The 22,001-nt window shown below is 59.4% G+C and carries 27 protein-coding genes; 5 read left to right on the top strand and 22 right to left on the bottom strand.

From position 1 onward, the window contains the following. Positions 1–120: 120 nt before the first annotated feature. The 8 genes from dagF to AAIE04_RS06090 all read right to left on the bottom strand — a co-directional run bounded on the left by dagF (position 121) and on the right by AAIE04_RS06090 (position 5,656). Positions 121–861 carry a 2-dehydro-3-deoxy-phosphogluconate aldolase gene (dagF, locus tag AAIE04_RS06055; RefSeq protein ID WP_498576672.1) on the bottom strand — a complete coding sequence of 247 codons (741 nt, stop codon included), beginning with the start codon at positions 859–861 and terminating at the stop codon, positions 121–123. Beyond that, a complete protein-coding gene (locus tag AAIE04_RS06060; protein ID WP_019453145.1) occupies positions 858–1,976 on the bottom strand; it encodes a DgaE family pyridoxal phosphate-dependent ammonia lyase in 1,119 nt (372 codons plus the stop codon). The genes dagF and AAIE04_RS06060 overlap by 4 nt, the downstream gene beginning before the upstream one ends. Continuing rightward, a complete protein-coding gene (locus tag AAIE04_RS06065; RefSeq protein ID WP_019453146.1) occupies positions 1,960–3,099 on the bottom strand; it encodes an amidohydrolase/deacetylase family metallohydrolase in 1,140 nt (379 codons plus the stop codon). Before AAIE04_RS06065 ends, AAIE04_RS06060 begins: the two co-directional genes overlap by 17 nt. A 63-nt stretch (positions 3,100–3,162) precedes the next feature. Beyond that, positions 3,163–3,813 carry a DUF4310 family protein gene (locus tag AAIE04_RS06070; protein WP_004937013.1) on the bottom strand — a complete coding sequence of 217 codons (651 nt, stop codon included), beginning with the start codon at positions 3,811–3,813 and terminating at the stop codon, positions 3,163–3,165. An 11-nt stretch (positions 3,814–3,824) separates the two neighbouring features. Continuing rightward, the gene (locus tag AAIE04_RS06075) at positions 3,825–4,601 is read right to left on the bottom strand and encodes a DUF4311 domain-containing protein (protein WP_004937006.1); all 777 of its coding nucleotides are present in this window, start codon (positions 4,599–4,601) and stop codon (positions 3,825–3,827) included. 30 nt (positions 4,602–4,631) lie between these two features. Next, positions 4,632–4,928, bottom strand: a complete 297-nt coding sequence (locus tag AAIE04_RS06080) for a DUF4312 family protein (protein ID WP_019453147.1) — start codon at positions 4,926–4,928, stop codon at positions 4,632–4,634. Next, the gene (locus AAIE04_RS06085; RefSeq protein ID WP_019453148.1) at positions 4,928–5,293 is read right to left on the bottom strand and encodes a glycine-rich SFCGS family protein; all 366 of its coding nucleotides are present in this window, start codon (positions 5,291–5,293) and stop codon (positions 4,928–4,930) included. Before AAIE04_RS06085 ends, AAIE04_RS06080 begins: the two co-directional genes overlap by 1 nt. A 36-nt stretch (positions 5,294–5,329) precedes the next feature. Beyond that, positions 5,330–5,656 carry a glycine dehydrogenase gene (locus tag AAIE04_RS06090; RefSeq protein ID WP_086012753.1) on the bottom strand — a complete coding sequence of 109 codons (327 nt, stop codon included), beginning with the start codon at positions 5,654–5,656 and terminating at the stop codon, positions 5,330–5,332. Positions 5,657–6,100: 444 nt separating this feature from the next. On the opposite strand from AAIE04_RS06090, the gene rnk reads away from it, so the two are divergent. Then, the gene (gene rnk, locus AAIE04_RS06095) at positions 6,101–6,511 is read left to right on the top strand and encodes a nucleoside diphosphate kinase regulator (protein WP_004936993.1); all 411 of its coding nucleotides are present in this window, start codon (positions 6,101–6,103) and stop codon (positions 6,509–6,511) included. A 37-nt stretch (positions 6,512–6,548) separates the two neighbouring features. On the opposite strand, the gene AAIE04_RS06100 is transcribed toward rnk, so the two are convergent. Genes AAIE04_RS06100 through AAIE04_RS06110 form a run of 3 tightly spaced genes read right to left on the bottom strand, consistent with a single transcriptional unit; the run spans position 6,549 to position 9,662 of the window. After that, positions 6,549–7,337, bottom strand: coding sequence for a sulfite exporter TauE/SafE family protein (locus AAIE04_RS06100; protein WP_019453150.1), 789 nt, complete (start codon positions 7,335–7,337; stop codon positions 6,549–6,551). Beyond that, positions 7,330–8,211 carry a formyltransferase family protein gene (locus tag AAIE04_RS06105; RefSeq protein ID WP_019453151.1) on the bottom strand — a complete coding sequence of 294 codons (882 nt, stop codon included), beginning with the start codon at positions 8,209–8,211 and terminating at the stop codon, positions 7,330–7,332. The genes AAIE04_RS06100 and AAIE04_RS06105 overlap by 8 nt, the downstream gene beginning before the upstream one ends. After that, a complete protein-coding gene (locus AAIE04_RS06110; RefSeq protein WP_498576673.1) occupies positions 8,208–9,662 on the bottom strand; it encodes an FAD/NAD(P)-binding protein in 1,455 nt (484 codons plus the stop codon). The genes AAIE04_RS06105 and AAIE04_RS06110 overlap by 4 nt, the downstream gene beginning before the upstream one ends. A gap of 283 nt (positions 9,663–9,945) precedes the next feature. Between AAIE04_RS06110 and AAIE04_RS06115 the strand changes: the two genes are divergently transcribed. After that, positions 9,946–10,728, top strand: coding sequence for an AraC family transcriptional regulator (locus AAIE04_RS06115; protein ID WP_498576674.1), 783 nt, complete (start codon positions 9,946–9,948; stop codon positions 10,726–10,728). A gap of 4 nt (positions 10,729–10,732) precedes the next feature. Here AAIE04_RS06115 and cybC read toward each other — a convergent pair whose 3' ends face one another. The 4 genes from cybC to AAIE04_RS06135 form a co-directional block, all read right to left on the bottom strand. Continuing rightward, entirely contained in the window at positions 10,733–11,119 is a 387-nt protein-coding gene (gene cybC / locus AAIE04_RS06120) for a cytochrome b562 (RefSeq protein ID WP_498576675.1), read from the bottom strand. A gap of 138 nt (positions 11,120–11,257) precedes the next feature. Continuing rightward, complete coding sequence (gene pmbA, locus AAIE04_RS06125) at positions 11,258–12,598, bottom strand: metalloprotease PmbA (protein WP_154747280.1); 1,341 nt, start codon at positions 12,596–12,598, stop codon at positions 11,258–11,260. A gap of 175 nt (positions 12,599–12,773) precedes the next feature. Further along, on the bottom strand, positions 12,774–13,112 hold the full coding sequence (locus AAIE04_RS06130; RefSeq protein ID WP_498057278.1) for a helix-turn-helix domain-containing protein: 339 nt from the start codon (positions 13,110–13,112) through the stop codon (positions 12,774–12,776). Then, entirely contained in the window at positions 13,096–13,458 is a 363-nt protein-coding gene (locus tag AAIE04_RS06135; protein ID WP_498057279.1) for a type II toxin-antitoxin system RelE/ParE family toxin, read from the bottom strand. The genes AAIE04_RS06130 and AAIE04_RS06135 overlap by 17 nt, the downstream gene beginning before the upstream one ends. A 190-nt stretch (positions 13,459–13,648) precedes the next feature. Between AAIE04_RS06135 and yjgA the strand changes: the two genes are divergently transcribed. Then, positions 13,649–14,197, top strand: a complete 549-nt coding sequence (gene yjgA / locus AAIE04_RS06140; protein WP_197667931.1) for a ribosome biogenesis factor YjgA — start codon at positions 13,649–13,651, stop codon at positions 14,195–14,197. Between the two features lie 30 nt (positions 14,198–14,227). Here yjgA and AAIE04_RS06145 read toward each other — a convergent pair whose 3' ends face one another. From AAIE04_RS06145 to aaeX, 5 genes are all read right to left on the bottom strand, one after another. Continuing rightward, the gene (locus AAIE04_RS06145; protein ID WP_019453157.1) at positions 14,228–14,527 is read right to left on the bottom strand and encodes a barstar family protein; all 300 of its coding nucleotides are present in this window, start codon (positions 14,525–14,527) and stop codon (positions 14,228–14,230) included. Positions 14,528–14,532: 5 nt separating this feature from the next. Continuing rightward, on the bottom strand, positions 14,533–15,006 hold the full coding sequence (locus AAIE04_RS06150; protein ID WP_019453158.1) for a ribonuclease: 474 nt from the start codon (positions 15,004–15,006) through the stop codon (positions 14,533–14,535). A 280-nt stretch (positions 15,007–15,286) separates the two neighbouring features. Beyond that, a complete protein-coding gene (gene aaeB / locus AAIE04_RS06155) occupies positions 15,287–17,254 on the bottom strand; it encodes a p-hydroxybenzoic acid efflux pump subunit AaeB (protein ID WP_019453159.1) in 1,968 nt (655 codons plus the stop codon). Further along, positions 17,254–18,189 (bottom strand): p-hydroxybenzoic acid efflux pump subunit AaeA, encoded by a 936-nt coding sequence (aaeA, locus tag AAIE04_RS06160; protein ID WP_025160123.1) that lies wholly within the window; start codon positions 18,187–18,189, stop codon positions 17,254–17,256. The genes aaeB and aaeA overlap by 1 nt, the downstream gene beginning before the upstream one ends. A gap of 7 nt (positions 18,190–18,196) precedes the next feature. Continuing rightward, entirely contained in the window at positions 18,197–18,400 is a 204-nt protein-coding gene (aaeX, locus tag AAIE04_RS06165) for a p-hydroxybenzoic acid efflux pump operon protein AaeX (RefSeq protein WP_004936952.1), read from the bottom strand. A 314-nt stretch (positions 18,401–18,714) separates the two neighbouring features. Between aaeX and aaeR the strand changes: the two genes are divergently transcribed. Next, on the top strand, positions 18,715–19,626 hold the full coding sequence (aaeR, locus tag AAIE04_RS06170) for an HTH-type transcriptional activator AaeR (protein WP_025160124.1): 912 nt from the start codon (positions 18,715–18,717) through the stop codon (positions 19,624–19,626). Here aaeR and AAIE04_RS06175 read toward each other — a convergent pair. Together AAIE04_RS06175 and AAIE04_RS06180 are read right to left on the bottom strand one after the other, a co-directional pair. Further along, positions 19,617–19,961 (bottom strand): hypothetical protein, encoded by a 345-nt coding sequence (locus AAIE04_RS06175; RefSeq protein ID WP_063918689.1) that lies wholly within the window; start codon positions 19,959–19,961, stop codon positions 19,617–19,619. The two genes, aaeR and AAIE04_RS06175, sit on opposite strands and share 10 nt — an antisense overlap. Next, the gene (locus AAIE04_RS06180) at positions 19,958–20,233 is read right to left on the bottom strand and encodes a zinc ribbon domain-containing protein (RefSeq protein WP_498576676.1); all 276 of its coding nucleotides are present in this window, start codon (positions 20,231–20,233) and stop codon (positions 19,958–19,960) included. The genes AAIE04_RS06175 and AAIE04_RS06180 overlap by 4 nt, the downstream gene beginning before the upstream one ends. A 207-nt stretch (positions 20,234–20,440) precedes the next feature. Here AAIE04_RS06180 and uriH point away from each other — a divergent pair, with 207 nt between their 5' ends. Beyond that, the gene (gene uriH / locus AAIE04_RS06185; RefSeq protein ID WP_498576677.1) at positions 20,441–21,382 is read left to right on the top strand and encodes a uridine-preferring nucleoside hydrolase UriH; all 942 of its coding nucleotides are present in this window, start codon (positions 20,441–20,443) and stop codon (positions 21,380–21,382) included. Positions 21,383–22,001: the final 619 nt, after the last annotated feature.

Genomic DNA, 22,001 nt, shown 5'->3' on the forward strand with positions numbered 1-22,001 from the left:
GAGGCCCCCCCTGCGGGCCAGCGAAAACGCTGTTCAAATCGGTTCCCGACCGATTTGTCATGCTCTTGCCGTCGGGAAGCAACTCCAATTATTTAGGGCATACCTCATCCCATTACGCGTTCAACCCACCAGCTTTTTGGTCATCGCCAGCAGGGTTTTCACGTCCTGCGGACGCGTGTCGCCGCTGGCGGCGTCGATGATCGAGCTGTAGATATGCGGGATCACGCGTTTCACACCGGCCGCCAGCGCGATCTCGACGATCGGCTCGTAGTTTTCCAGATCGATGCCGCCGGTCGGCTCCAGCATAAAGTCATGCTCGGCACAGGCCTTGGCTACGTACTGGTATTCGTCCTTGCACTTCAGGCCGCCCATCGGGAAATACTTGATGGAGCTGCCGCCCATGTCCTTCAGCAAGGCGATGGCGGTTTCCACCGGCACGATGCCGTCCGGCGCTGTGGCGCTCAATGGGCCGGTAGAGATCTTCACCCAACCGACACGGCCGGTCGGCGACACCAGGCCGTTCACCACGCTGTCGTTCTGGCCCAGCAGCGCGCGGCTGGCGCCGACGCCGGTAAACACCTGGTTAACGTGCTGCGGCTGCACCTGCTGAGCGATCAGGCTGACCATCGCCGACTGCTTCGGATCGCCGGCGCCCAGGCCGACCGAGAGCGCGTTTTCAATCAGGCGCGCATAGCGCAGCATGTCGGTCACCGCGCTGTCGACGTCCGGGTAGTTCTTGGAGAGCACGCCCACCAGCACATGGCCTTCCGCCGCGGCATAGATGTCCTGCGCGTTGGCTTTGGAACCGGCCAGCACGTTCAGGCAGACGCGGTCGCGATAGTAGTTAGGCTGCAGCTTCATGCTTGTTTCTCCGTAAACAGGTTCTTGATACAGCTAAAGACGGTCATCAGCTGTTGCTCGTCGACGCTGCGCACGTCAACCTCAATCTTGCCCTCGTTGGCCTTGTAGCCGCGGAAGTAGATGGCAATATCGCCGGTTTTCAGCGCCTGGACGATGTCATAGGTCGACCGCCCCAGCACCGCTTCGTCGAAAGTGATCTCGGCGCGGGCGATATCGCGGCCGGCGCTGTCCCAGACGGTTTTGGCGCTGACGCCGGTCAGGGTGTTGAGGCTATCGAGGAACGGCGTCATCCGCTCCACCATCTGTTGCCCGGTGGTTTTCTCAAGCGTCAGATAGCTTTCAATTGCCTGCGTCAGGCCGAGGATGCCCTCTTTGCCGACCTTCATCGCCCGGCCGATACCGCCGGACTGCAGCTTCACCCACTCGACGTACTGTTTCTTGCCGATAACCAGGCCGCTGGTCGGCCCCTCGATGGCTTTGGCGCCGCTGTAGATCACCAGATCGGCCCCCATCTGGTAGTAACACATCAGATCTTCTTCCGCCGCGGCGTCGACGATCAGCGGCAGGTTATGTTTGCGCGCCACCACCGCCGCCTGTTCGACGGACAGAATGCTTTTCTGCACGCAGTGGTGCGATTTGACGTACAGGATCGCCGCCGTCTGCGGCGTGATGCAGGCTTCAATCTGCTCCGGCGAACATTCGTTGGCGTAGCCCGCCTCCACCACCTTGCCGCCGCCCAGCGCCACCATGGTGTCCACCGGCGCGCCGAAGTTGACGTTGTGGCCGCGCGGCAACACGATCTCGCGCGGCACGGTGATCGGCGCCGAGTGCAGGTTCACCAGCAGATTGGCGTTATCTTTAACGATCGCTGCCGCCACCGACTGAGCGATGCCCGCCGAGGCGCAGGAAACGATCACCGCGTCCTCCACGTTGAGCAGGTCAGCGATGTAGGCGCCGGTCTTGTTGACCAGATCCTTGATTTCGAAGTAGTGATTCAGGCCGTAATCAACGGCGTCGATCACGTCCTGGCGCGGCGTGGAAACGCCGAGAATGGTCATGCGGCCGGAGGTGTTGATCACCTGCTTCAAACCGTATTTTTCATAAATCGAAGACATGGCTTGCCTCCCCTTGTTCGGTTAATAGGATTTCCCCGGCCACCACCGCGGCCAGCGGCACCAGCAGCTGTTCGCCCTCGGCGGTTTGCCCTTCGGCGTCGGCGAAGACCTGCGGTTCCCGGCGCAGTTCAAACAGCGTGAAATCGGCGTCATAGCCCGGCTCCAGCCGGCCCTTGCCGCTCAGCTGCAGCGCCGATGCGGCGTTCTCCGTGACGCAGGCGATCACCTGCGGCAGCGTCAGGCCGACGCTGAAGAATTTGGACATCACCGTCGCCAGGCTATGCACCGGCCCGTTCATGCGGTTGCGGCAGTAAATATCGGAGCTGATGGTGTGCGGCAAAATGCCCAATTTGATCGCCTGGCGCGCCACCTCGAAGCTGAAGCTGGCGGTGCCGTGCCCCACGTCGAGCAACACGCCGCGCCGCAGCGCGCGCTGGATAGACTCGCGCAATGTGCCCGCCGGCGTCAGAATGCGGTTCGGTTTACCGTTGTAGCAGTGAGTGATGATGTCGCCGCGGGTCAGCAGATCGGCGATCTCGTCCAGATCCGGCGGGTTGTTGCCGATATGCACCATCAGCGGCAGCTGGCGGTTTTCCTGCTGGATCTCTTTGGCCAACACCAGCGGCCGGGTACCGTTTTTCCCCACCACGCTGCTGCTCATGCGCGCCTTGATGCCGATGATGAAACCGGGATGGTTGGCGATGGCCTTGCCGGCCTCGCGCTTGTCGATGTCCGCCATATCCGCCAGCTCGTTCTGCCGCAGCAGGCCGATGCGCGAGATGTTGAGGAAGGCGAAAACGTTGGTTTTGGCGCTGCGCGTCAGCTGATAAAAAGCGTCGATATCGTCGGCGCCGGTGCTGCCGGCGTCGACTACGCTGGTGACGCCGCTGGCGACGCCGACCCGATCCGGCTCATCATGGTAAATCGGCGATTCGGGATAGCAGTGCACGTGCGCATCGATCCAACCGGCGCTCAGGCGGCAGTTACCCGCCAGATCCAGTTGGCGAACGGCGCTGACGTCCGCCGCCAGCCGCCCCACCGAGGCTATTTTGCCGTCCTTTACCGCCAGATCGATCAGCGTATCGTCCGCCAGTCTGGCGCCTCTGATTACTAAGTCATACATACCGCATTGCTCCTGTTAGCCCGGGCGCCGCCGCAGCCTCGGACGGCGCCTGGCGCAGGCCTCTTAAGAAATGGCTACCGGGAAGATCGCTCCCAGGATCATCGCGCCGAGGATCGCTCCGCCGGTGATCGGTTTGCCCCAGATATAGAACAGCAGCGCGCCAAGCAGCGAACCGATGCCGATCGGGATCGAAGCGGTCATCGCCGACAGGATGATCAACGGCCCGAGGAAACGGCCCGACGAGTTGCCCGCGCCCATCATCACGTCCGCGCCGTAGGTGGAGTTGCTCTGATTGATGGTGAATTTGCGCGCCAGGATGATCACGTAACCGATCGCCAGGCCGATGATCAGACCGGTGGCCAGCGACGCGGCGAAGTTGGCGACCGGGAACACGATGCCGGCCCCCAGCAGCAGCGCCGGTACGCCCAGCCCGACGCCGGTCTGGATCGCGCCGCCGATGTCCAGGATGCCCACCAGCGAGCCTTCGATGATGCGCGCGAACAGGAAGCTGGCGCCGAACGCCGCCACCGCGCCGTACACGCCGGTATCCATCCCTGCCCGCAGCATGGAGACGAACGCCACTTCGTTAAAGGCACCGATGCCGTACAGGTAGTACATGTGCGTCCCGGCGAACACGCCGGAGGACAGCAGGCCAACAAAAATCGGGAATGACCAGTCGGCGTACCAGAAGCCTTTTTGGGTTTGCTCTTCCATCATCCCGCTCCTTATTTACCGCTCAGGGTGTTGTGAATGGCGTCCAGCCAGCCCGGCACGCCGAGGCTGAAGGACTCGAGAACTTTCATGTCGAAGCCGCGGAAGAAGCCGCTCAGCACGAACAGCAGCACGATCACCGCCATCATGATCTTGGTGATCTTGTTCCAGCCGCTCTCTTCCACGCCTTTGCCGATCAGAATGCCCAGCACCAGGCCCGGTACGGCGTTGCCCATGATCAGCTGCGCCAGGCCGCCGAAGATGGTGCCCCAGAAGCCGGAACGGCGCCCGGCGTCGATCGCCGCCAGCCAGAAGATCACCGGCATCACGGTATTCACCAGCAGGTTGGCCGCCGGCACCAGCACCTTGATCGCGGTGACCTGCAGCGCGGCGGGCACGGCGGAAGCGGTGGTGTTGAGGAAGGCCACCACCAGCATGCCGATGATGCCGCAGGCGATAGCCATTTTTTTCGGATCGTGCAGCGTTTGCGCCAGGTTGCGGTTCTTGACCATCAAGGCCGCCGCGCCCCAGTGCGGAATGATGCGGTGGTCGACGTCCTGCGTGAAGGAACCCGCCGCCACGGAAGACGCCCAGGCGTTGAAGAAGAAGCCCAGACCGAATGAGAAATGGGAAGCCGGATCGCCCTCGCAGGAGTTCAGCTCGCCCAGGGTGCGAAACGCCCCCATGCCCTGTGTGGTCGGTGCGTGGAACATGCGCGCGGCGCCGGCCCCTACGCCGACCCCCACCAGTCCACCGATAATAATCGATTTAAATAAGATGATTAAAAACATCAGTATACCCTTTCATTTATGCTAACGTTTTTATTTCGTGACGAAGACAACCTTCTCGGTGTTGATAATGGTTACGTTCACGGTTATTTCCAGAGAAACGGCATAGCTTTTTCTTTCGCGCGGCAAAAAGAAGAAAAGAAATTTCTCTTTAGTTATTTTCTCTTCCGCTTTCAAGACGCTGACGTCCTGCGGCTCGATGCGCAGCAGAATATTATTGGTGGACTTTAATACCGCGCCCTGCACATTAGCCAAGGCGGAAGCAAAAGCTTTCGCTTTGCTGTCGCCTTTACCCTCCACCTTTACCGATGTGGTATATTGCTCTTTCATTATGGATTGCCATGTTTTTTGACGTAGGCTTCCACCAGTTTCTGGCCCAGCTCTTCTTTATCCATAAAGCCGAAGCCCAGCACGTTGTAGCCTTCGTTAATTGCCGTCACGCCCTCTTCCACCGAGCGCATGCCGTATTTTGCCTTGTAGCCGTGTTTGGTTTGCGCGGTAATCGCGCCGGCGCCGCCGCTGCCGCAAAAAGAGATGCCCAGCTGCGCGTTTTCCGCTTTCATCACGTCGCCCAGCTTCATATCCGCCGCCACGCCGGGGATGACCACCGCTTTTCCGCCTGCGCTTTCAACGCCTTGTCCGACTTTTTGCCCTTTACCCAAACGATCGCCGATCACTACGGTAATTTGACCCATGGTATATTCTCCTGATTGAAATCGATGCGTTAACCGCTATGCGTTATTATCTTTCGCCACTTCGAAGTGCACGGACAGCAAATAGGCTTCTTCGATAGGCAATGTGCCAAACTGATTCACCACGCGCTCCGCCATTTGCATGGATTCGGCAGAGATTTCGTCGAATAACGATTTATCCACCTCCGGCAATGGCTCACCGGTTATTGAACGCAGCACCATGGCGCGAATATGCGACTCCAGCATCTGTTGCTGCACAGCATTGGTATAAATATTGTCAGCATTCAGCATCGCGGTAATATCCGCCAATACCCGAGCGGTGATCGCCCCGGCTTCGCTGACATCGGATTGTTCAATTTCTTTTATCGAAGCAGATCCATCATTCACTTTTCAGTACCCCTAGATCCCACATTAATCAGTAAGCCGTAAAGCGCATCACCTGAATAACCCGCTTTCTGTGATGTCTTTACCCTACCCCCGCCAGGATTTTCTGTGTAGACCGGTTTTTTCCAGTTCGAAGTGGAAATCGAATGACGCGCGGAGATCCATTTCGCAAAACGGCGCGGCGGCGAAAAAGTAAATGAGATAACAAATACATAACCCGGCTAACCGTTTCTTTTGCCACGATTGACGATAAAAGCCTTCGTGATCGGGATCTCTTTCTTTTCTCGCCTCAACCGCCTACTATCAATGGGACAAACCGACATTACCCACACCCCCGCTCCTCTGGCGCGGGGGTGTTGCTTTGTGTTGTTTTTCCGAATTTATGGGTGCACAGACTGGCACCCTTTGATTTGACTGGAGAGTGGAATGACCAAACCCATCATTACTATTAATGAGCTGGATGCGGAACGCCTGGATGCGCTATTGGAACAACCGGCCTTTGCCAACACCGACGTCGCCGCTGCGCTGAACGACGAATTGGATCGCGCGGAGATCCTGCCGCCTGAGAAGATGCCGGCCAACGTGGTGACCATGAACAGCCGCGTGCGTTTTCGCGATCTGCACACCGATGAAGAGCACGTGCGCACGCTGGTCTATCCGGCATCGCTGAAAGACAGCCACGATCAGCTGTCGGTGATGGCGCCACTGGGCGCAGCGCTGCTCGGCATGCACGTCGGCAAGCAGATCTCCTGGCAATTGCCGAACGGTGAAGAAGCGCGGATTGAAGTGCTGGAATTGCTGTACCAGCCGGAAGCGGCGGGCGAATACCACCGTTAAGCGGTTCTCAGGGCGGCATCCGGCCGCCCTTTCTGTCTCAGAGGCAGATGGCGATCAGCACGGCGATCAGCAGTAGTACGTAGATTTTGGCATGTAGCGCATCGCTCACCTTCGGCAAACAGCGCCTGGCAAACACGATCCCCGCAATCCCCGCCGCCACCAGCAGCCCCAGAATGTTCAGATTGACGTAGCCCAGATACTGCGGCCCGCTCATCTCGCGCCACCCCAACACGACATACATCAGCGCGCCGATCACCGCCACCGGGATCGACAACGGGTTGGCGGCGCTGACGCAATACTTCATGTCATAACCATGGCGGCGCAGCAGCGGCACGGTCATCACGCTGCCGCCCACCCCCAGCAGAGTGGCGATGCCACCGATCAGCGGCCCGCCGCCCCACAGCGTGGCGGTGGACAGTTCGGCGCGCGCCGGTTTGATCAGGAAGCCCCGGCGGAACAGACAGTCGGCGATGGTCACCGCCATATAGACCACGAACAGCCCGCGTATCACGCCGTCCGCCAACAGCGAGGAGGCGAACGCGCCCAGCGCCGCCCCGATGCCGATGAAAAAGATCAGCGGCACGATGGTTTCGCGCAGCAGGTTGCCGCTGCGCCAGTTGGTCAGGGTGGCGTAACTGGCGTTGAGGATCATCACCGCCGTCGAGGTCGCCACCGCAATATGCATCGCCTGACCGGGCTGCTCGCCCGACGCGGAGATCAAGTGATAGACAAAGGGCACCACCACAAAACCGCCGCCGAAGCCGAACAGAATGGTGGTGATGCCGGTCAGAAAACCGGCACCCAGCACGATGAGCGTTTCAATCATGGCCGTGCGCCCGAACGAAGTCGTCGAACCCGGCGCAGAACTGCCCCGCCAGCGGGTGGAAACGATCGCCGACGAACAGCCCCAGGTACTGTTCGCGCACGGCGTCATGGTCCACCAGCTCAATGCCCGCCTGTTCCGCCAGCGCCAGCGTCTGCGCGTCCGGGAAGCCCCAATAGCGCGAATCGCCCTGCTTCTCCGCCGCTATCGCTTCGCTGTGCTCCGCCCGCATCAGCTGGCGCGCCAGGAAGCCGCCGCTCTGCACGCCCAGCAGCATCATATTTTCCAGGAACGACAGGTCGTGACGCAGCTCGGCAGGCAAGCGGGCGAGCACCGGCCCCGCGTCCCAGTGCTCATCCATTTCATGCAGCGTCACCGCACAATCCTTGTCACCGTTCATCATCGCTCGGAACAGCGTCATCACCCCGCGATAGCGCGGCAAATCCCCCGGATGCAGGTTCCACAGCAGCTTGCCGCGTCGGCTGAAGGCGCGCACATAGTCAGCGGAAAATTTCTGATAACAACGCAGGGAGATCACCCCGTCCATATGCCCGAGGCTGCTGATAAACGTGGCGTCGTTGATGTCGAGAACGCGATGCGCTTTTACCCCGGCGGCGGCCAGGAACAGGGCCGGCGGCTGATAGGCGCCCTCGCAGGCGCCGGCGTTGCGGCCAACGAACGGGAACACGAAATCGTTCAGCACTTCGCGCTCATACAACCCCAGTCGGCGAACCGCCGGCTCCTGTGTGCGTCCGGCGCTTTTCGCCAGGGGGAAATACACCGTAAAAGCACAGTCGTCCTTCAGGGCGGCGATCAGATCCTGGCACACCAGCCAGGAGAAAATGTCGTTGCCGACAAAGAGCGCTACGTTTTTCATACTTCAGCCTTCTTTGCATTGAAAATAGGGTTATTGAACACGATCTTGCTGATATCCCGCGTGATGGATTCCATCGCCGAGGTGTAGAAAAGGTCGCCCTTGGCGGGCGCGCCGAGCGAGTAAAGATGCTGCTCGCGACCGCGGCGGTCGGCGATTTTCAGCGTATGCGGGTCGCACTTCACGCCGCCGAACAGGTTCTCCTGCACCAGCCCATCCTCCAGCAGCTGATGGCTCAGGCGATTGGGCGGCAGTTGATAAGAGGGCGTGGTGCAGTTGAACAGGTATTGCGTATGCACCCGAGCATCATGGCAACGCAGGATAAACCCGTCCGCTCCCTTGCTGATATCCGCCAGGCCGCCACAGACGCGCAGACGCTGGCTCTCCAGGGCCGCCGCGATCTTGTTGGCGTTTTTGATCGGCATGGCGTGCCGATTGCGCATCCAGGAGGAGTTGTAAAAACGCATGAAGACCTGCCGGTTATGAGCATCCATCTTGACCCAGGCGGCGCAGACTGTCGGATGGATCGCCGCCAGATAGCTGCAGATATGTTCCCGGGCAAAGCGCGCCCGATCGAGGCTGTCCGTCAGATCGCGATAACAGTCGCGCCTTTCCCCCAGCGCCGAAAGCACCACCAACCGCTCCGGCCCCGGATAGTGACGCGCCAGCGCGGCGTTGATCGCATGCACCAGCTGATGCGCATCAATAAAATCATTGCCGGCGACAAAGCGCCGCAGCTCCGTCACAAACGCTTCCGGCGGCGGACGCATCAGCGCCGGCTGCACGCTGGGGAACAGACCGGAACGCGACAGGGCACAGATATCGGTCGCCCCCAAACGCTCCATAAGTTCAACGATGGCGTCGATCGCCGTCAGGCTGCAGCCGATGACACCGATGGCCGAGTAAGGGTTGATCGGCGGCAGCTCCTGATGCGCCTGATAAGCGATCACCCCGTCCACCGGATAGAGACATTCCGGCGGATTGTGCCCCGAACACAGCACCAGCGCGTTCATCTGTTCGACGGCGCCGCAGGCGGTGGTCAGCCGATAGCCCGCCTCGTGCGGCGCGATGGCGTTCACTTCGGCGGTCACGAAATTCAATGTCACGTTACTGCCCGCCGCCATATACATTGTCATGTCGCGAATAAAATCGAGATATTCCCGATATAGCCAGCGCGGCGGATAACGATCCTGACAAAATTGCGGAAAATGCATGGCGATCCAATCGACGAAATGCGCTTCGTCGAAAATATCTGCCGACATATTTTCCGGCGTCATATTTAATATATGGCTGTCAAAATCGCTGCTGTATGCCATCCCGCCCTTGAAGCCCTGCTTGTCGAAAACCGTCAGGGAAAGCGGTCTTTTGCAATGATTAACCGACTTATTTTTTATAAAGTTATAGGCAAAAGAGATCCCGGCGGCTCCGCCGCCAATCACACCGAACTTATACATGAAATATCACCTTATAGTCATTGAACTGCGCTAAGAACTATTGCTTCAGGTGTTGGAATAAAAAGACGCTTTATTCCTTATTAACTTCTTGTATTGCGAGAACGAGAACGCTCGTCCCACCCCGGTGTGAAAACTTGCACGGGCTTCCTGGCCGATAAAATAACGGCGCCCCGGACAAGCATTATTTTTCTGCCCCGATAGTAGAACCCGGGGAGCTGGCTTGCTTTATATGAAGGGCCAACTATCATTGCGTTTCGGCCAATCTGCTCGCCAAAGGGGATACATGCGCAATGTTCGCATTGATGACTTCGACCATGTAGCGCGCGCGGTGATCGCCATCGGTACCGACTATCCGCCGGGGCATCTGCTGCCGATGCACAGCCACCGGCGCGCGCAGTTGCTGTACGGCGCCACCGGCGTGATGCACGTTTTCACGCAGCAAGGCAATTGGGTGGTCCCGCCACAGCACGCGGTGTGGCTGCCGCCGCAGATGCCGCACGCGGTGAGGATGGTCGGCGTCACCACTCGCAGCCTGTACCTCGAACCCGGCGCCTTGTCCGCCGCACAGCCTCAGGTATGCCAGGTGGTCAGCGTCACCCCGCTGATGCGCCAGCTGTTGATGGCGGCGGTGGATATGCCGCTGGAGTATGAGCAAGCGGGACGCGACGGGGCGCTGGCGACCCTGCTGCTGCACGAGCTGGCCCGGCTGCAGCCCTTGCCGCTGCATATCCCGCTGCCCGCCGATCCGCGGCTCGGCGAGCTGTGCCACGCCTTTTTGCAGCATCCCGACGCCCACGACTCCGCGCAGCAGTGGGCCCCGCGTCTGTACATGAGCATTCGCACCTTCAGCCGCTTCTTTCGCGCGCAGACCGGTATGCCGTTTTCGCAATGGCGCCAGCGCGCCTGCGTGGTGCTGGCGCTGGCACTGCTGGCGGAAGGGTGTAGCGTGACGCAGGTGGCGATGGAAATGGGGTATGACAGCAGCGCGGCGTTTTCAACCATGTTTCGCCGCGTGCTGGGGCAGGCGCCCTCCTCCTATCTGACGGAGGATGGGCGCGAGGGTTGACGGATTAGCGGAATTTCTTGTGGTTGGCGTCGCGGGTCTGCTTGAAGCCCTGCGCCAATTGCTTCGCTTCGGCGACTTTGCCTTGACTGGCCAGCGCCAATGCCTGATCGATCTGGCCGATCAGGGTATCCAATCCGCGATGAAAATCTTGCATTTCCGGGCTGTCGGCGGCTTTGTCCTCCAGCTTCGGCGGGGTGCCTAGTTTGGCGTCCTGCGCCGCCGCGCGCATGTTCTGCAGGCTTTGTTTGAGGGTGGCGGCGGAGTCGGTATTCAGCACCGTTTTGTAGTTTTCCGCCAGGGTGTCCATATCGTCGCCGAGATCGGCGGCGACCGCCAGCGAACTGGCCGCCAGCAGCGCCAACGCCGCCAGCGCTTTCAGGGTATTCTGCATGTTTGCTCACCTTCCAGTTATTGTTTTAATTAACCCACCGTTACCATAGGCAAGGCCGGGCGAAATCGAAACCGGAGATTTGTAAGCAAGGTTGAGACAGGATAATGCGCAGCCGGCGGGCGCCGGCTGCGCTGGGGATCACTGGCCGGCGATCTTCATTTCCGGCAACAGCACCGAACCGCACTGGATATTGCTGCGGGTTTCGATATCGCTGCCGACGCTGACGATGTTGCGCAGCATGTCTTTCAGGTTGCCGGCGATGGTGATCTCGCTGACCGGATATTGGATTTCGCCGTTTTCCACCCAGAAACCGGCGGCGCCGCGCGAGTAATCGCCGGTGACGCCGCTGACGCCCTGCCCCATCAACTCGGTGACTACCAGGCCGGTGCCAAGCTGTTTCAGCATGCCGGCAAAGTCGGCGCCCTGCCCGGCAATGCGCCAGTTATGGATGCCGCCGGCATGGCCGGTGCTGTGCAGGCCCAGCTTGCGCGCCGAATAGCTGGTCATCAGCCAGGTCTGCAGCACGCCGTCCTTGACGATATCACGCCGTTGGGTGCGCACGCCTTCGCTGTCGAACGGCGTCGACGCCAGCCCTTTCAACAGATGCGGATGCTCCTCGACGGTCAGCCACGCCGGCAGGATCTGCTTGCCGAGCGAGTCCAGCAGGAAGGTGGATTTGCGATAAACGCTGCTGCCGCTGATGGCGCCCACCAGATGGCCGAACAGCCCAGTGGCCACCTCGGAAGCAAACAGCACCGGCGCCTTCATGGTCGACAGTTTGCGCGGCGCGAGACGCGCCAGCGTGCGGCGGGCGCACTCCTGACCCACCCACTCAGGGCTTTGCAGATCGCCCATCGCCCGGCCGATGGTGTAAGCGTAATCCCGCTCCATGTCGCCGTCCTGCTCCGCGATGACGCAGCTGGACAGCGAGTGGCGGCTGGAACAGTAGCTTTGCAGCATGCCGTGGCTGTTGCCGAACACCTTGATGCCGTAGTGGCTGTTGAAGCTGCCGCCTTCGGTGTTGGTGATGCGCTTGTCCGCCGCCAGCGAAGCCTGCTCGGCGCGCGCCGCCAGCTCGATGCCGCGCTCGGCGTCCAGTTCGATCGGGTGGAACAGATCGAGATCCGGCGCCTCAAACGCCAGTAACTCTTTCTCCGCCGGGCCGGCGCAAGGATCTTCCGAGGTGTAGCGCGCGATGTCCAACGCCGCCTGCACGGTGCGGGCGATGGCGTCCGGGCTGAGATCGGTGGATGAGGCGCTGCCTTTGCGTTGGCGGTGATACACGGTAATGCCCAGCGCGCCATCGCTGTTGAACTCGACGTTTTCCACTTCGCCGAAGCGGGTGCTGACGCTGATGCCGGTCGATTTGGTGACCGCGACTTCCGCCGCGTCGGAACCGGCGCGGGCCAGCTCCAGCGCCTGAGAAACGGCCTGTTCCAGCGCCTTGCGCTGTTCTGCAACTTGAGTGACTACTTTCATCAATCTGCCATAATTAATCAGAAAATCGTTGAGAAAAGTGCCGGAGCGGCGTAGTTGTGCACGCGAGGCGGCGCGCAAAAATCCTGAGATCTCTGCCGTTGAGTCTAACAGGAACCGCGTTGAATTTCGCATAAAGCCGAAAGGCAAAACCGGGATAACATGCAAAACTCCCCCGTCACTCGACGATCAGTTTTATCGACTTGCCGATATTCGCCATCATGTTGACCAACGCATCCAGCGTGAACTTCTCGGTTTTCTGATTCACTACGTCGGACACACGCGGCCGGGAAGTGTGCAGATAACGTGCCGCCTCCTCCTGACGATAACCTTCTTCCTCAATCCACGCGCTGATCTCTCCCATCAGCTGCTTTTTCAGTGCGATAAGCTGCGCAATTTCCGCATTGGACTGCGCTTGTAATTGCCGAGCCTCGTCGGCGGAAAACCCCAAGTCCGCAAACACATTGCCGCCTGTTGGCGTAACGTGGCGCGAACCGGTATCAATCGGCTTGGTCATGACCTTTACTCCGCTCATTAATGACCGCGTCATAACGCGCTTTGATTATCTGAATATCGTGGCGGCTGGTTTTCTCCGCCTTCTTTTGAAAGCTGTGCAGAACGTAGATCGCTTCGCTGAACTTTGCCACATAGACCACCCTGAACGCACCGCCGATGGCATATAAACGGATTTCGATAACGCCGCTTCCGCAGCTGACCATCGGTTTCCAATTACCGGGTTCCAGACCTCTTTGCACTTTACTCAGTTCAAATCCTGCCGCTTTTCGCGCATCGATTGGAAAGGCCAGCAAATCCGCTAACGATGAACCGCGCCAATCAATGGCTTTCTCGATGCCGTCATCCATGAATACCACCTCCTTTTGTATAAAATTTTATACAGACATGATGATAAAAACAACAGCATGAATTCAGAGGACAGGCGGCAAGGCATGATAATGCCCCAGTGTGGCAGCTATACTCAGTTTGCTCAGGGCACGCAATTGGCGGGTTGCCGGACAACCTGTTAGGATTAGCCTCTTTTTAACGGAGCCTACCATGAACAAACAGCCTGAAGACTGGCTCGACGATGTCCCGGAGAATGAAAACGAGGACGATGACGAGATTATCTGGGTCAGTAAAAGTGAAATTAAACGTGATGCCGAAGCGCTGAAAGACCTGGGGGCCGAAATGGTCGATCTGGGCAAAAACGCGCTGGACCGCATTCCGTTGGACGAAGATTTGCGTGCCGCCATCGAGCTGGCGCAAAAGATCAAGAAAGAAGGCCGTCGCCGTCAGCTGCAGCTGATCGGCAAGATGCTGCGCGCCCGCGATATCGAGCCGATCCAGACCGCACTCGACAAGCTGAAAAACCGCCACAACCAGCAGGTTTCGCTGTTCCATAAGCTGGAAGCGCTGCGCGACCGCCTGGTGGAAGAAGGCGATGACGCTATCCCGTCGATCCTGGATCTGTACCCGGCCGCCGATCGCCAACAGCTGCGTTCACTGGTGCGCAACGCGCAGAAAGAGAAGGCCGCCAACAAGCCGCCTAAGGCTTACCGCCAGATCTTCCAATACCTGCGCGAACTGGCCGAAGCGACCGACTAAGCGCTGCCGCCATCCCGGGATGAACCCGTTTCATCCCCGGTGATGCGCCGGTTCGCCGCTGCTTTCGCGGATATTGAAACGCAGGCTGCCTTCCAGCTCTTCTTCCGCCTCTTCAAACAGCAGAATGATCGCGCCGAAACGACGCTTGCTGCGGGCATTCAGGTGGGTGAACTCGATTTCCACCGGCAAACCGATATCGCCGGTCACCACGTCCCACAGCGCGTCGAGGTTGGCGCCAAACTCCTCGTTCAGCGCAAACTTGTGCGCAAAATCGCGGTAGAAGGCCGGCACATCCTGGATCTGCTCAAAATCAAACTCTACTTTTGCCATCAAACTCACTCCACACGAATGAAGTTTTTGTAATGGTCGCGCGTGACGAAGATCAGACCGTCGCTCGAATACAGCAGGCGATCGGCGCCGCGCCGGCCACACTGGTAATTGATGTCCGCTTCGCGCCAAACCCGGCCGCCGGCGGTCGGCAACTGCCCCTCACGGTTAGAGAATCGATCGCCGCCAATCGCCTTGCCCGGCAATACCGAACAGAGGTTGCCTGAACGCGGATCCCAACCCTGCTCGCGCGCCTGCTTCTTGGTGACGTAATAGTCCGGCAGGCGCTGATGCTGCTGCAGGTAGCTCACCACCGTTTGCTGCTGCGTGAGCCGATCGATGCTCTGCGGCTGCCCCGCCGATGCCGGTGCCTGCGTTACCGCCGGGTTGCCGCCGATCGCTCGGTGCTCGTTGCCGCGCAAGGCGCTGAAAACGGCGATGACGACAGCGATGACGATCGCCAACAGAATCCGCTTGTTCATGACATTCCCTGAAATTATGCCGCAGGAGGCGCCGCAGCTCCCCCAGGCTAGTTAGGTATATAGCCGTTCTGGATGAAACTAAGATGACCGCCGCGTAACTTTTTCGCGGCGGCGAAGGTTTCATCCATTCATGACAATGATGCCACTTTCCAGCCGTTCTGGCACTCGGAGTCTCTCTGAAAACGGGCCGTCTCACATGAGACGACCCGCCGTGCCAGGCATTGCTTTCAGTATAGTCAGGGAAGGCGCCGCATCGCGCGGCGCAACAGGTGGGAACGCATCAATCGATCAATGCGTGACGATAGCGATGCAGCATGTCGGCCAGGCGTTTCACCGGCCCGGTGACGCTGAGCGGCGCCTGATTGTCTACCAGCTTTTGCTGGTACTCGTTCATTTCACCCAGCAAGCGATCGTAGTAATAGGCGCGCTTGACGTCGTTCTTGGCGGAGACCACCCGATCGGCGGTGCTGCGGATCTGGCGGTGGAAGGCCGACAGCTCTTCGCTGATCGGGATTTCCGCCCGCTGCATGCGCTGATGGGCGATGATCAGGTTCAGCGCCAGACGATACTTGGCGATATCGTTCGGGAACATCATCAGCAGCTGGTTAAGCTGCTGATACAGCGCCGGCAGGTGGTTCTGCCGGCGGCGCGCTGCCTTGGTGGTCAGCGCCGACACCGCGCTGCTGACGAATTGGTTGAGCAACGTGCGGCCGGTGCGTTCGCGCGAATTGTCGCGGATCAGCAGCAGCACCATCAGCCCGACGCAGCTGCCGAGGAACTGGCCGAGCGCCCCGTCGAGAAACTGGGTCACGTTAAACTCCATCGGGTTGCTCAGCACCAGAATGTTGATGGTCCCCGCTAACAGCCCCAGCGAACCGAGCCGCCGCTTTTGCACCTCGATACCGATGAAAAACGCCAGCAGACCGAGGCTGAGACACAACAGCAGAATGCTCTGCTGCGTCGCCGGCAGGATCACCATGAAGAACAGGGAACCGACCGGGATCGCCGCCAGCATCCCCAGCACGAAATCCATCGCCACCATGCGTGGCGCCGGGGTGCGCATCGCCAGCGAAGTGATCACCGCGATGATCACCATAAAACCGCTGCCGGATGTCCAACCGGTCCACAGCCACAGCAGGCTGCCGAAGGCCGTCGCCACGAAGGTGCGCAGGCCGTTGATCATCGCGTGGTGCCCTTCCGCCGAGGTCGGTTTGACCACGGTTTCTTTGCTCAACACGTCCTCTTCCACCGCGCTGATGCTGCCGTTGGTATGCACGCCCTTCGACAGCAGCAGGTAGCGCGTCGCCGCGCCGACCCAGCCGGTGATGGTCGGCAGCGTTTCATCGGAGCGATGGGTGGTCAGCACCTGGCGCAGCAGCTTCATGCGTTTGTGGATCTCCGGCGGGTTTTCCGCCGGCACCATCAGCTGCTCCCGCAGGCTCGCTTGCAACGCGTCCGGGTGATTCAGCAGGATCAGATAGGTTTCGCAGGCCTGAGTGATCAGCGTCAGCGACAGGGTATGCAACGCTTTTACCCGGCGATTGACCTTCTGCCAGCGCGAGGACTCCATCATCAGGTTGTTGCGCATGCCGTCCAGCGCCGTGGTGCTCTTCACCAGGTTGCTCCAGGCGCGGTCGATGTCCTCTTTATCGGCGTTGCTGATGCACATCTGCAGCAGGCGGTATTGATCCACCAGCAGTTGATCGACCGCCCGATCGATGTCCTGCTTGATCGAGCGCGGCGAAAACAGCAGATCCGCCAGCACGGCACTGACGATCCCCAGCACGATCTCGCTGCAACGCTCAATAGCGAACTGCGGCGCTTCCAACAGATGGGCTTCGCTGGTCGCGACGGTGACGATGATGATCAGCGCGGTATAACCGGCCAACCCCCAGGCGTAAGAATTTTCCACCTTGATCAGCGAAGAAATCCAGGTGCAGAACCCGGCCCAGATGCAGCACAGCAGCAGCATTACCACCGGCGCGCGGGCGGTGGTGATGATAATGATCAGGCCGACGAAGCAGCCGATAAAGGTGCCGATGATGCGCAGCCAGCCACGATGGCGGATGGCGCCGGAGAAGGGTTCACCGCCGGCGGCAAAGGCCGGGCCGGCGGCGACGATGGCGGCGGTCATCGCCGACCACCGCGGGGTTTCCAGATTGAGGTGGAAGCCGACGAACAGCGCAAACACAATCGCGAAGCTGAGTTTGAAGGCAAATCTCAGCCGGATGAAGGTTGGGCTGTTCATCAGCCGAACTCACGCAGCCGGTGCATCAGGCGCACAAAAGGCGAGCCGCTGTCGGCATTGCGGTCGTTCTTGCCGACGATCACCACGGTCGCGGTAGTGCCGGCCGGGTACGGATGTTGCTGATCCTTGGCGTCCAGCAGGATCTTCACCGGCACGCGCTGCGCCAGGCGCACCCACTCCAGGTTGCTGTCGATCGACGCCAACCCTTTGCTGTTGACCGTGCTGCTGCTGTTGTTTACCGCCGCCGCCACACTGTCGACGGTGCCGTGCATGATGCGGTTGCTGCCCAGCGGGGTGATCTCCGCGCGGTCGCCCTTATTCAGGCCGCTCAGCTTGGTTTCTTCCAGGTAAGCCAGGATGTAGAAGGAGTCTTTCTTCACTAACGCCACCGCCACCGAGCCGCGAGTGATGTATTCACCGGCGTGTACGTTGAGGTTGGTGATCCAGCCATCGGCCGGGGCGCGCACCGTGGTGCGTTCCAGATCCAGCTGCGCCAGCTCGCGCGCCGCTACGGCCTTCGCCAGCTGGTGCTGCACGGTCTGCAGCGAGTTGTTCGACTGGTCGATCTCTTCCTGCGACATCGCCTGCACGCCCAGCTTCACGCGGCGGCCGGCCTCACGCCGTTTTTCCGCCGCCAGCGTCTGATAGTAGGCGACGTCGGCGCCGGCTTCTGCCAGGGCCTGCTCATAGCGCGGCCGATCGACCACGAACAGCACCTGCCCTTTTTTCACCAGTTGGTTGTCCACCACCGGCACGTCGGTCAGCAGGCCGCTGACGTCCGGGGCGATCGCCACCACGTCGGCGGTGAACTTGGCGTCGCGCGTCCACGGCGACTCGGTGTAAAACACCCAGGCCTTGAACACCGCAACGATCCCCAGCAGCACAAGAATCAAAGTGATCGCGATCCGGGTTATTTTTATCGAAAAATTTTTCACAGCGACCTCAAACAAAAAGACATGAAATCAAATAAAACAGGCAGCAATACAGCGCGGTGTTAAACAGCGCCGGATGCCAGACAAAATCGTAAATCCCCGTCGGCTGCAGCAGGCGGCGCAGGAGAAAAAACAGCGCCAGCGACACCAACAGCTCGAAAAACACCGGCGGAAACGACAGTCCGAAGATGACCATAACCGGAAGCAAACTCATCACTTTTTCCTTATTGTTCACTGCGCCGGGGGACGACGGGCCTTGCCATTCACATTCTCTTTACATTTTAGCGTGCGCGCGCCACAAATCTTGACCGGACAGCTTGTCCAGGTCACGAACCCGAAAAAAGGTTAAACTTTGGGGCAGACATCCACGACAGGGATTGCGAGGGTGCCGGAGGAGCGGCAGGATTGCAGGGCCGCTCGCTCTCGCACGTTGGTAAGGTCTATTCACCCGACCACGTTATATTAGCCTGCTTACTATCAAGGCATCAACAATCTGTGATCTAAATCACTTTTAAGCCAGAGTGAATAATGGAAAGATTAAAACGGATGTCGGTATTCGCCAAAGTGGTTGAGTTCGGGTCGTTTACCGCGGCCGCGCGCCAACTCGACATGAGCGTTTCATCGATCAGCCAAACCGTCTCGAAACTGGAAAATGAGCTGCAGGTCAAGCTGCTGAACCGCAGCACGCGCAGCATCGGCCTGACCGAAGCCGGCAAAATCTACTATCAGGGCTGCCGGCGCATGCTGCAGGAAGTCAGTGAAGTGCATGAGCAGCTGTATGCGTTTAACAATACGCCCGCCGGCACGCTGCGCATCGGCAGCTCCTCCACCATGGCGCAAAACGTGCTGGCGAACATGACCGCCGAAATGATGAAAGAGTACCCGGGCCTGACGGTCAACCTGGTGACCGGCATACCGGCGCCGGATCTGATCGCCGACGGGCTGGATCTGGTGATCCGCACCGGGGCGCTGCAGGATTCCAGCCTGTTCTCTCGCCGCCTGGGGCAGATGCCGATGGTGGTGTGCGCCGCCAAAAGCTACCTGAGCCAGCACGGCACGCCGCAGAAACCGAGCGACATGGTTAACTTCTCCTGGCTGGAATACAGCGTGCGGCCTGACAGCGAATTTGAACTGATGTCGCCGGAAGGCATCACCACGCGCATTTCGCCGCAGGGGCGTTTCGTGACCAACGACTCCTCCACCATGATTCGCTGGTTGAAAAACGGCGCCGGCATCGCCTACGCCCCGCTGATGTGGGTGATCGAAGAGATCAAACGCGGCGAGATCGAGATCCTGTTCAAAAGCTACCATTCGGATCCGCGGCCGATCTACGCGCTCTATACCGAAAAGGACAAACTGCCGCTGAAGGTGCAGGTGTGCATCAACTATTTAACCGACTATTTCGAGCGCGTAGCGGCGGTCTATCAGGGCTATCGCTGAGCGGCGCTCAAATAGCGGCGCGCCAGCGCGCCCAGCAGCATCAGCGCCAACATGCCGAGGCCCCACAGCAGCCAAACGGCGTAACCCGCCCAGGTCAGCAACAGAGGAAAATAGCTCGCCAGCCCGCTGCCCAGCTGTTTCAGCCACGGCAGCCAGGCGTCCAGCATCGTCTGCGGCACCAGGCTCAGCGCGCCGTTTACCGGCAGGGATGCGTCGCCGGCCGCCTCCGCCAACGCCGGGAGCCAGGCCAGCATACCGGCAACGCCCCAGGCCAGCAGCGTCCACAGCACCATCGCGCCGAGCAACAGCGCGAGCGTCCAGCCGCCCCGGTTCACGGTACGCCGCCGCCGCACTGCGGGCAAAAGCGGCTGCCCGGCGGCAGCGGCGCGGCGCACTGCCCGCAGGTGGCGCTCACCGCGGCAAACGGCTGGCCGCAACGGTGACAGTAACGCGCGCCCGATTTATTCACCGCCTGGCATTCCGGACACTGTGGCCCCTGATCGCCATACTGGCTATAGCGGTTGCCATGATGCCCGCCGCGGTGACCCGCGCGCTGATGACCGCCGTTAACACCGCCTTGCCCCAACAACCTTTTCAGTAAGCTCATCACGCCTCTCCTCTGTGCATTAACGCTGAACCTCACTGTAAACCCTGGAGTAAACTCCAGGGTAAAGCCCGGCGAGCAGGATTTACGTTTCATTACATCGAATTATCGGCAAGGCTTTGATGTGGTTAACAAAATCCGCATCGGCATTCCCCCACCTCGCCGCACTGCGTTATGCTGCGGGAACCTCTCCCTGTATCAGGAATAACCATGAAAAAAATCATACTGGACTGTGACCCGGGGCATGACGACGCTATCGCCCTGCTGCTGGCCTGGGGCAATCCGCAGATCGACCTGCTGGCGGTCACCACCGTGGTGGGCAACCAAACGCTGGATAAAGTAACGCGCAACGCCCTGGCGGTGGCGCGCATCGCCAATATCACCGGCGTGCCTTTCGCCGCCGGCTGCCCGCGCCCGCTGGTGCGCAATATCGAAGTGGCGCCTGACATTCACGGCGATTCCGGCCTCGATGGCCCGGTATTGCCGGAGCCCCACCTGCAGTTGGATGCGCGCCATGCGGTAGATCTGATCATCGATACGGTGATGGCTCATCCGCCCGGTAGCGTGACGCTGGTGCCGACCGGCGGCCTGACCAATATCGCCATGGCGGTGCGCAAAGAGCCGCGCATCGCCGAACGGGTCAAGGAAGTGGTGTTGATGGGAGGCGGCTATCATGTGGGCAACTGGAGCGCGGTGGCGGAATTCAATATCAAAATCGACCCCGAAGCGGCGCACATCGTGTTTAACGAAAAATGGCCGCTGACCATGGTCGGGCTGGATCTCACCCACCAGGCGCTGGCCACGCCGGCAGTCTGCGAACGCATCGCCGCCCTCGGCACCCGGCCGGCCACGTTCGTCGGCGAATTGCTGGCATTCTTTGGCCGTATGTACCAACAGGCGCAGGGCTTTAGCGCCCCGCCGGTACACGACCCCTGTGCAGTCGCCTACGTGATCGATCCCAGCGTGATGACGGTGCGCAAGGCACCGGTGGATATCGAACTGACCGGCACCCTGACGCTAGGCATGACGGTGGCGGACTTCCGCGCGCCGCCGCCGCCGGATTGCCACACCCAGGTGGCGGTCAAACTGGATCAGGATAAATTCTGGGATCTGGTGGTGGATGCGCTGGAGCGGATCGGTGAGGTGGAGTAAGCGAATGAGAGACGAGATTAACGCGCTTTTACGGGCGCGTTAATCTGCATCATATCGCGTCAAGCGTGAGGCTCAGGCCATGGTCTCTTTTATTTTCAAGACAGCAGAATATTCCTAACAATAGAGCATTAAATAAAAACCATGAAAAACACCCAAAGACGGGAAAAATCTTAATAAAAATAAAATCACAACGCTCAAATCAAATATGAAAAAAAAGCGACAGGTGAAGATAAAATAAATTGCGCCCGCCACGCCAGCATTGGCAACATAAAATTAACAAAGGATTGACGTCTTTATTCTCCGCCTTATCTGTCGATGCAGCTCATCGTCGTTCTCACCACTGCGCCAACTCACACCAAAGATGGTATCAATTGGTTGATTTTAATTGAAAATTTAAATCACTTAATGAAGAATTGACTGAATCTCAATAGATTTGAGAAAATGACACCTCTATTTTTTACACACCGAAAATGCCTTTTACAGGTGAACCAATGCGGCTTAACCTTTCTTTATGCAAGCAGCACCCCGCATTCTCAGCGTGAAAATAAATTATCATTTAGACATGAATGATTTTAAATTTTCATAATATTTTTAGGAATTGAAGCATCAGCAAATTTAA

This window comes from Serratia sp. Ae19-1 (genome assembly GCF_059801225.1).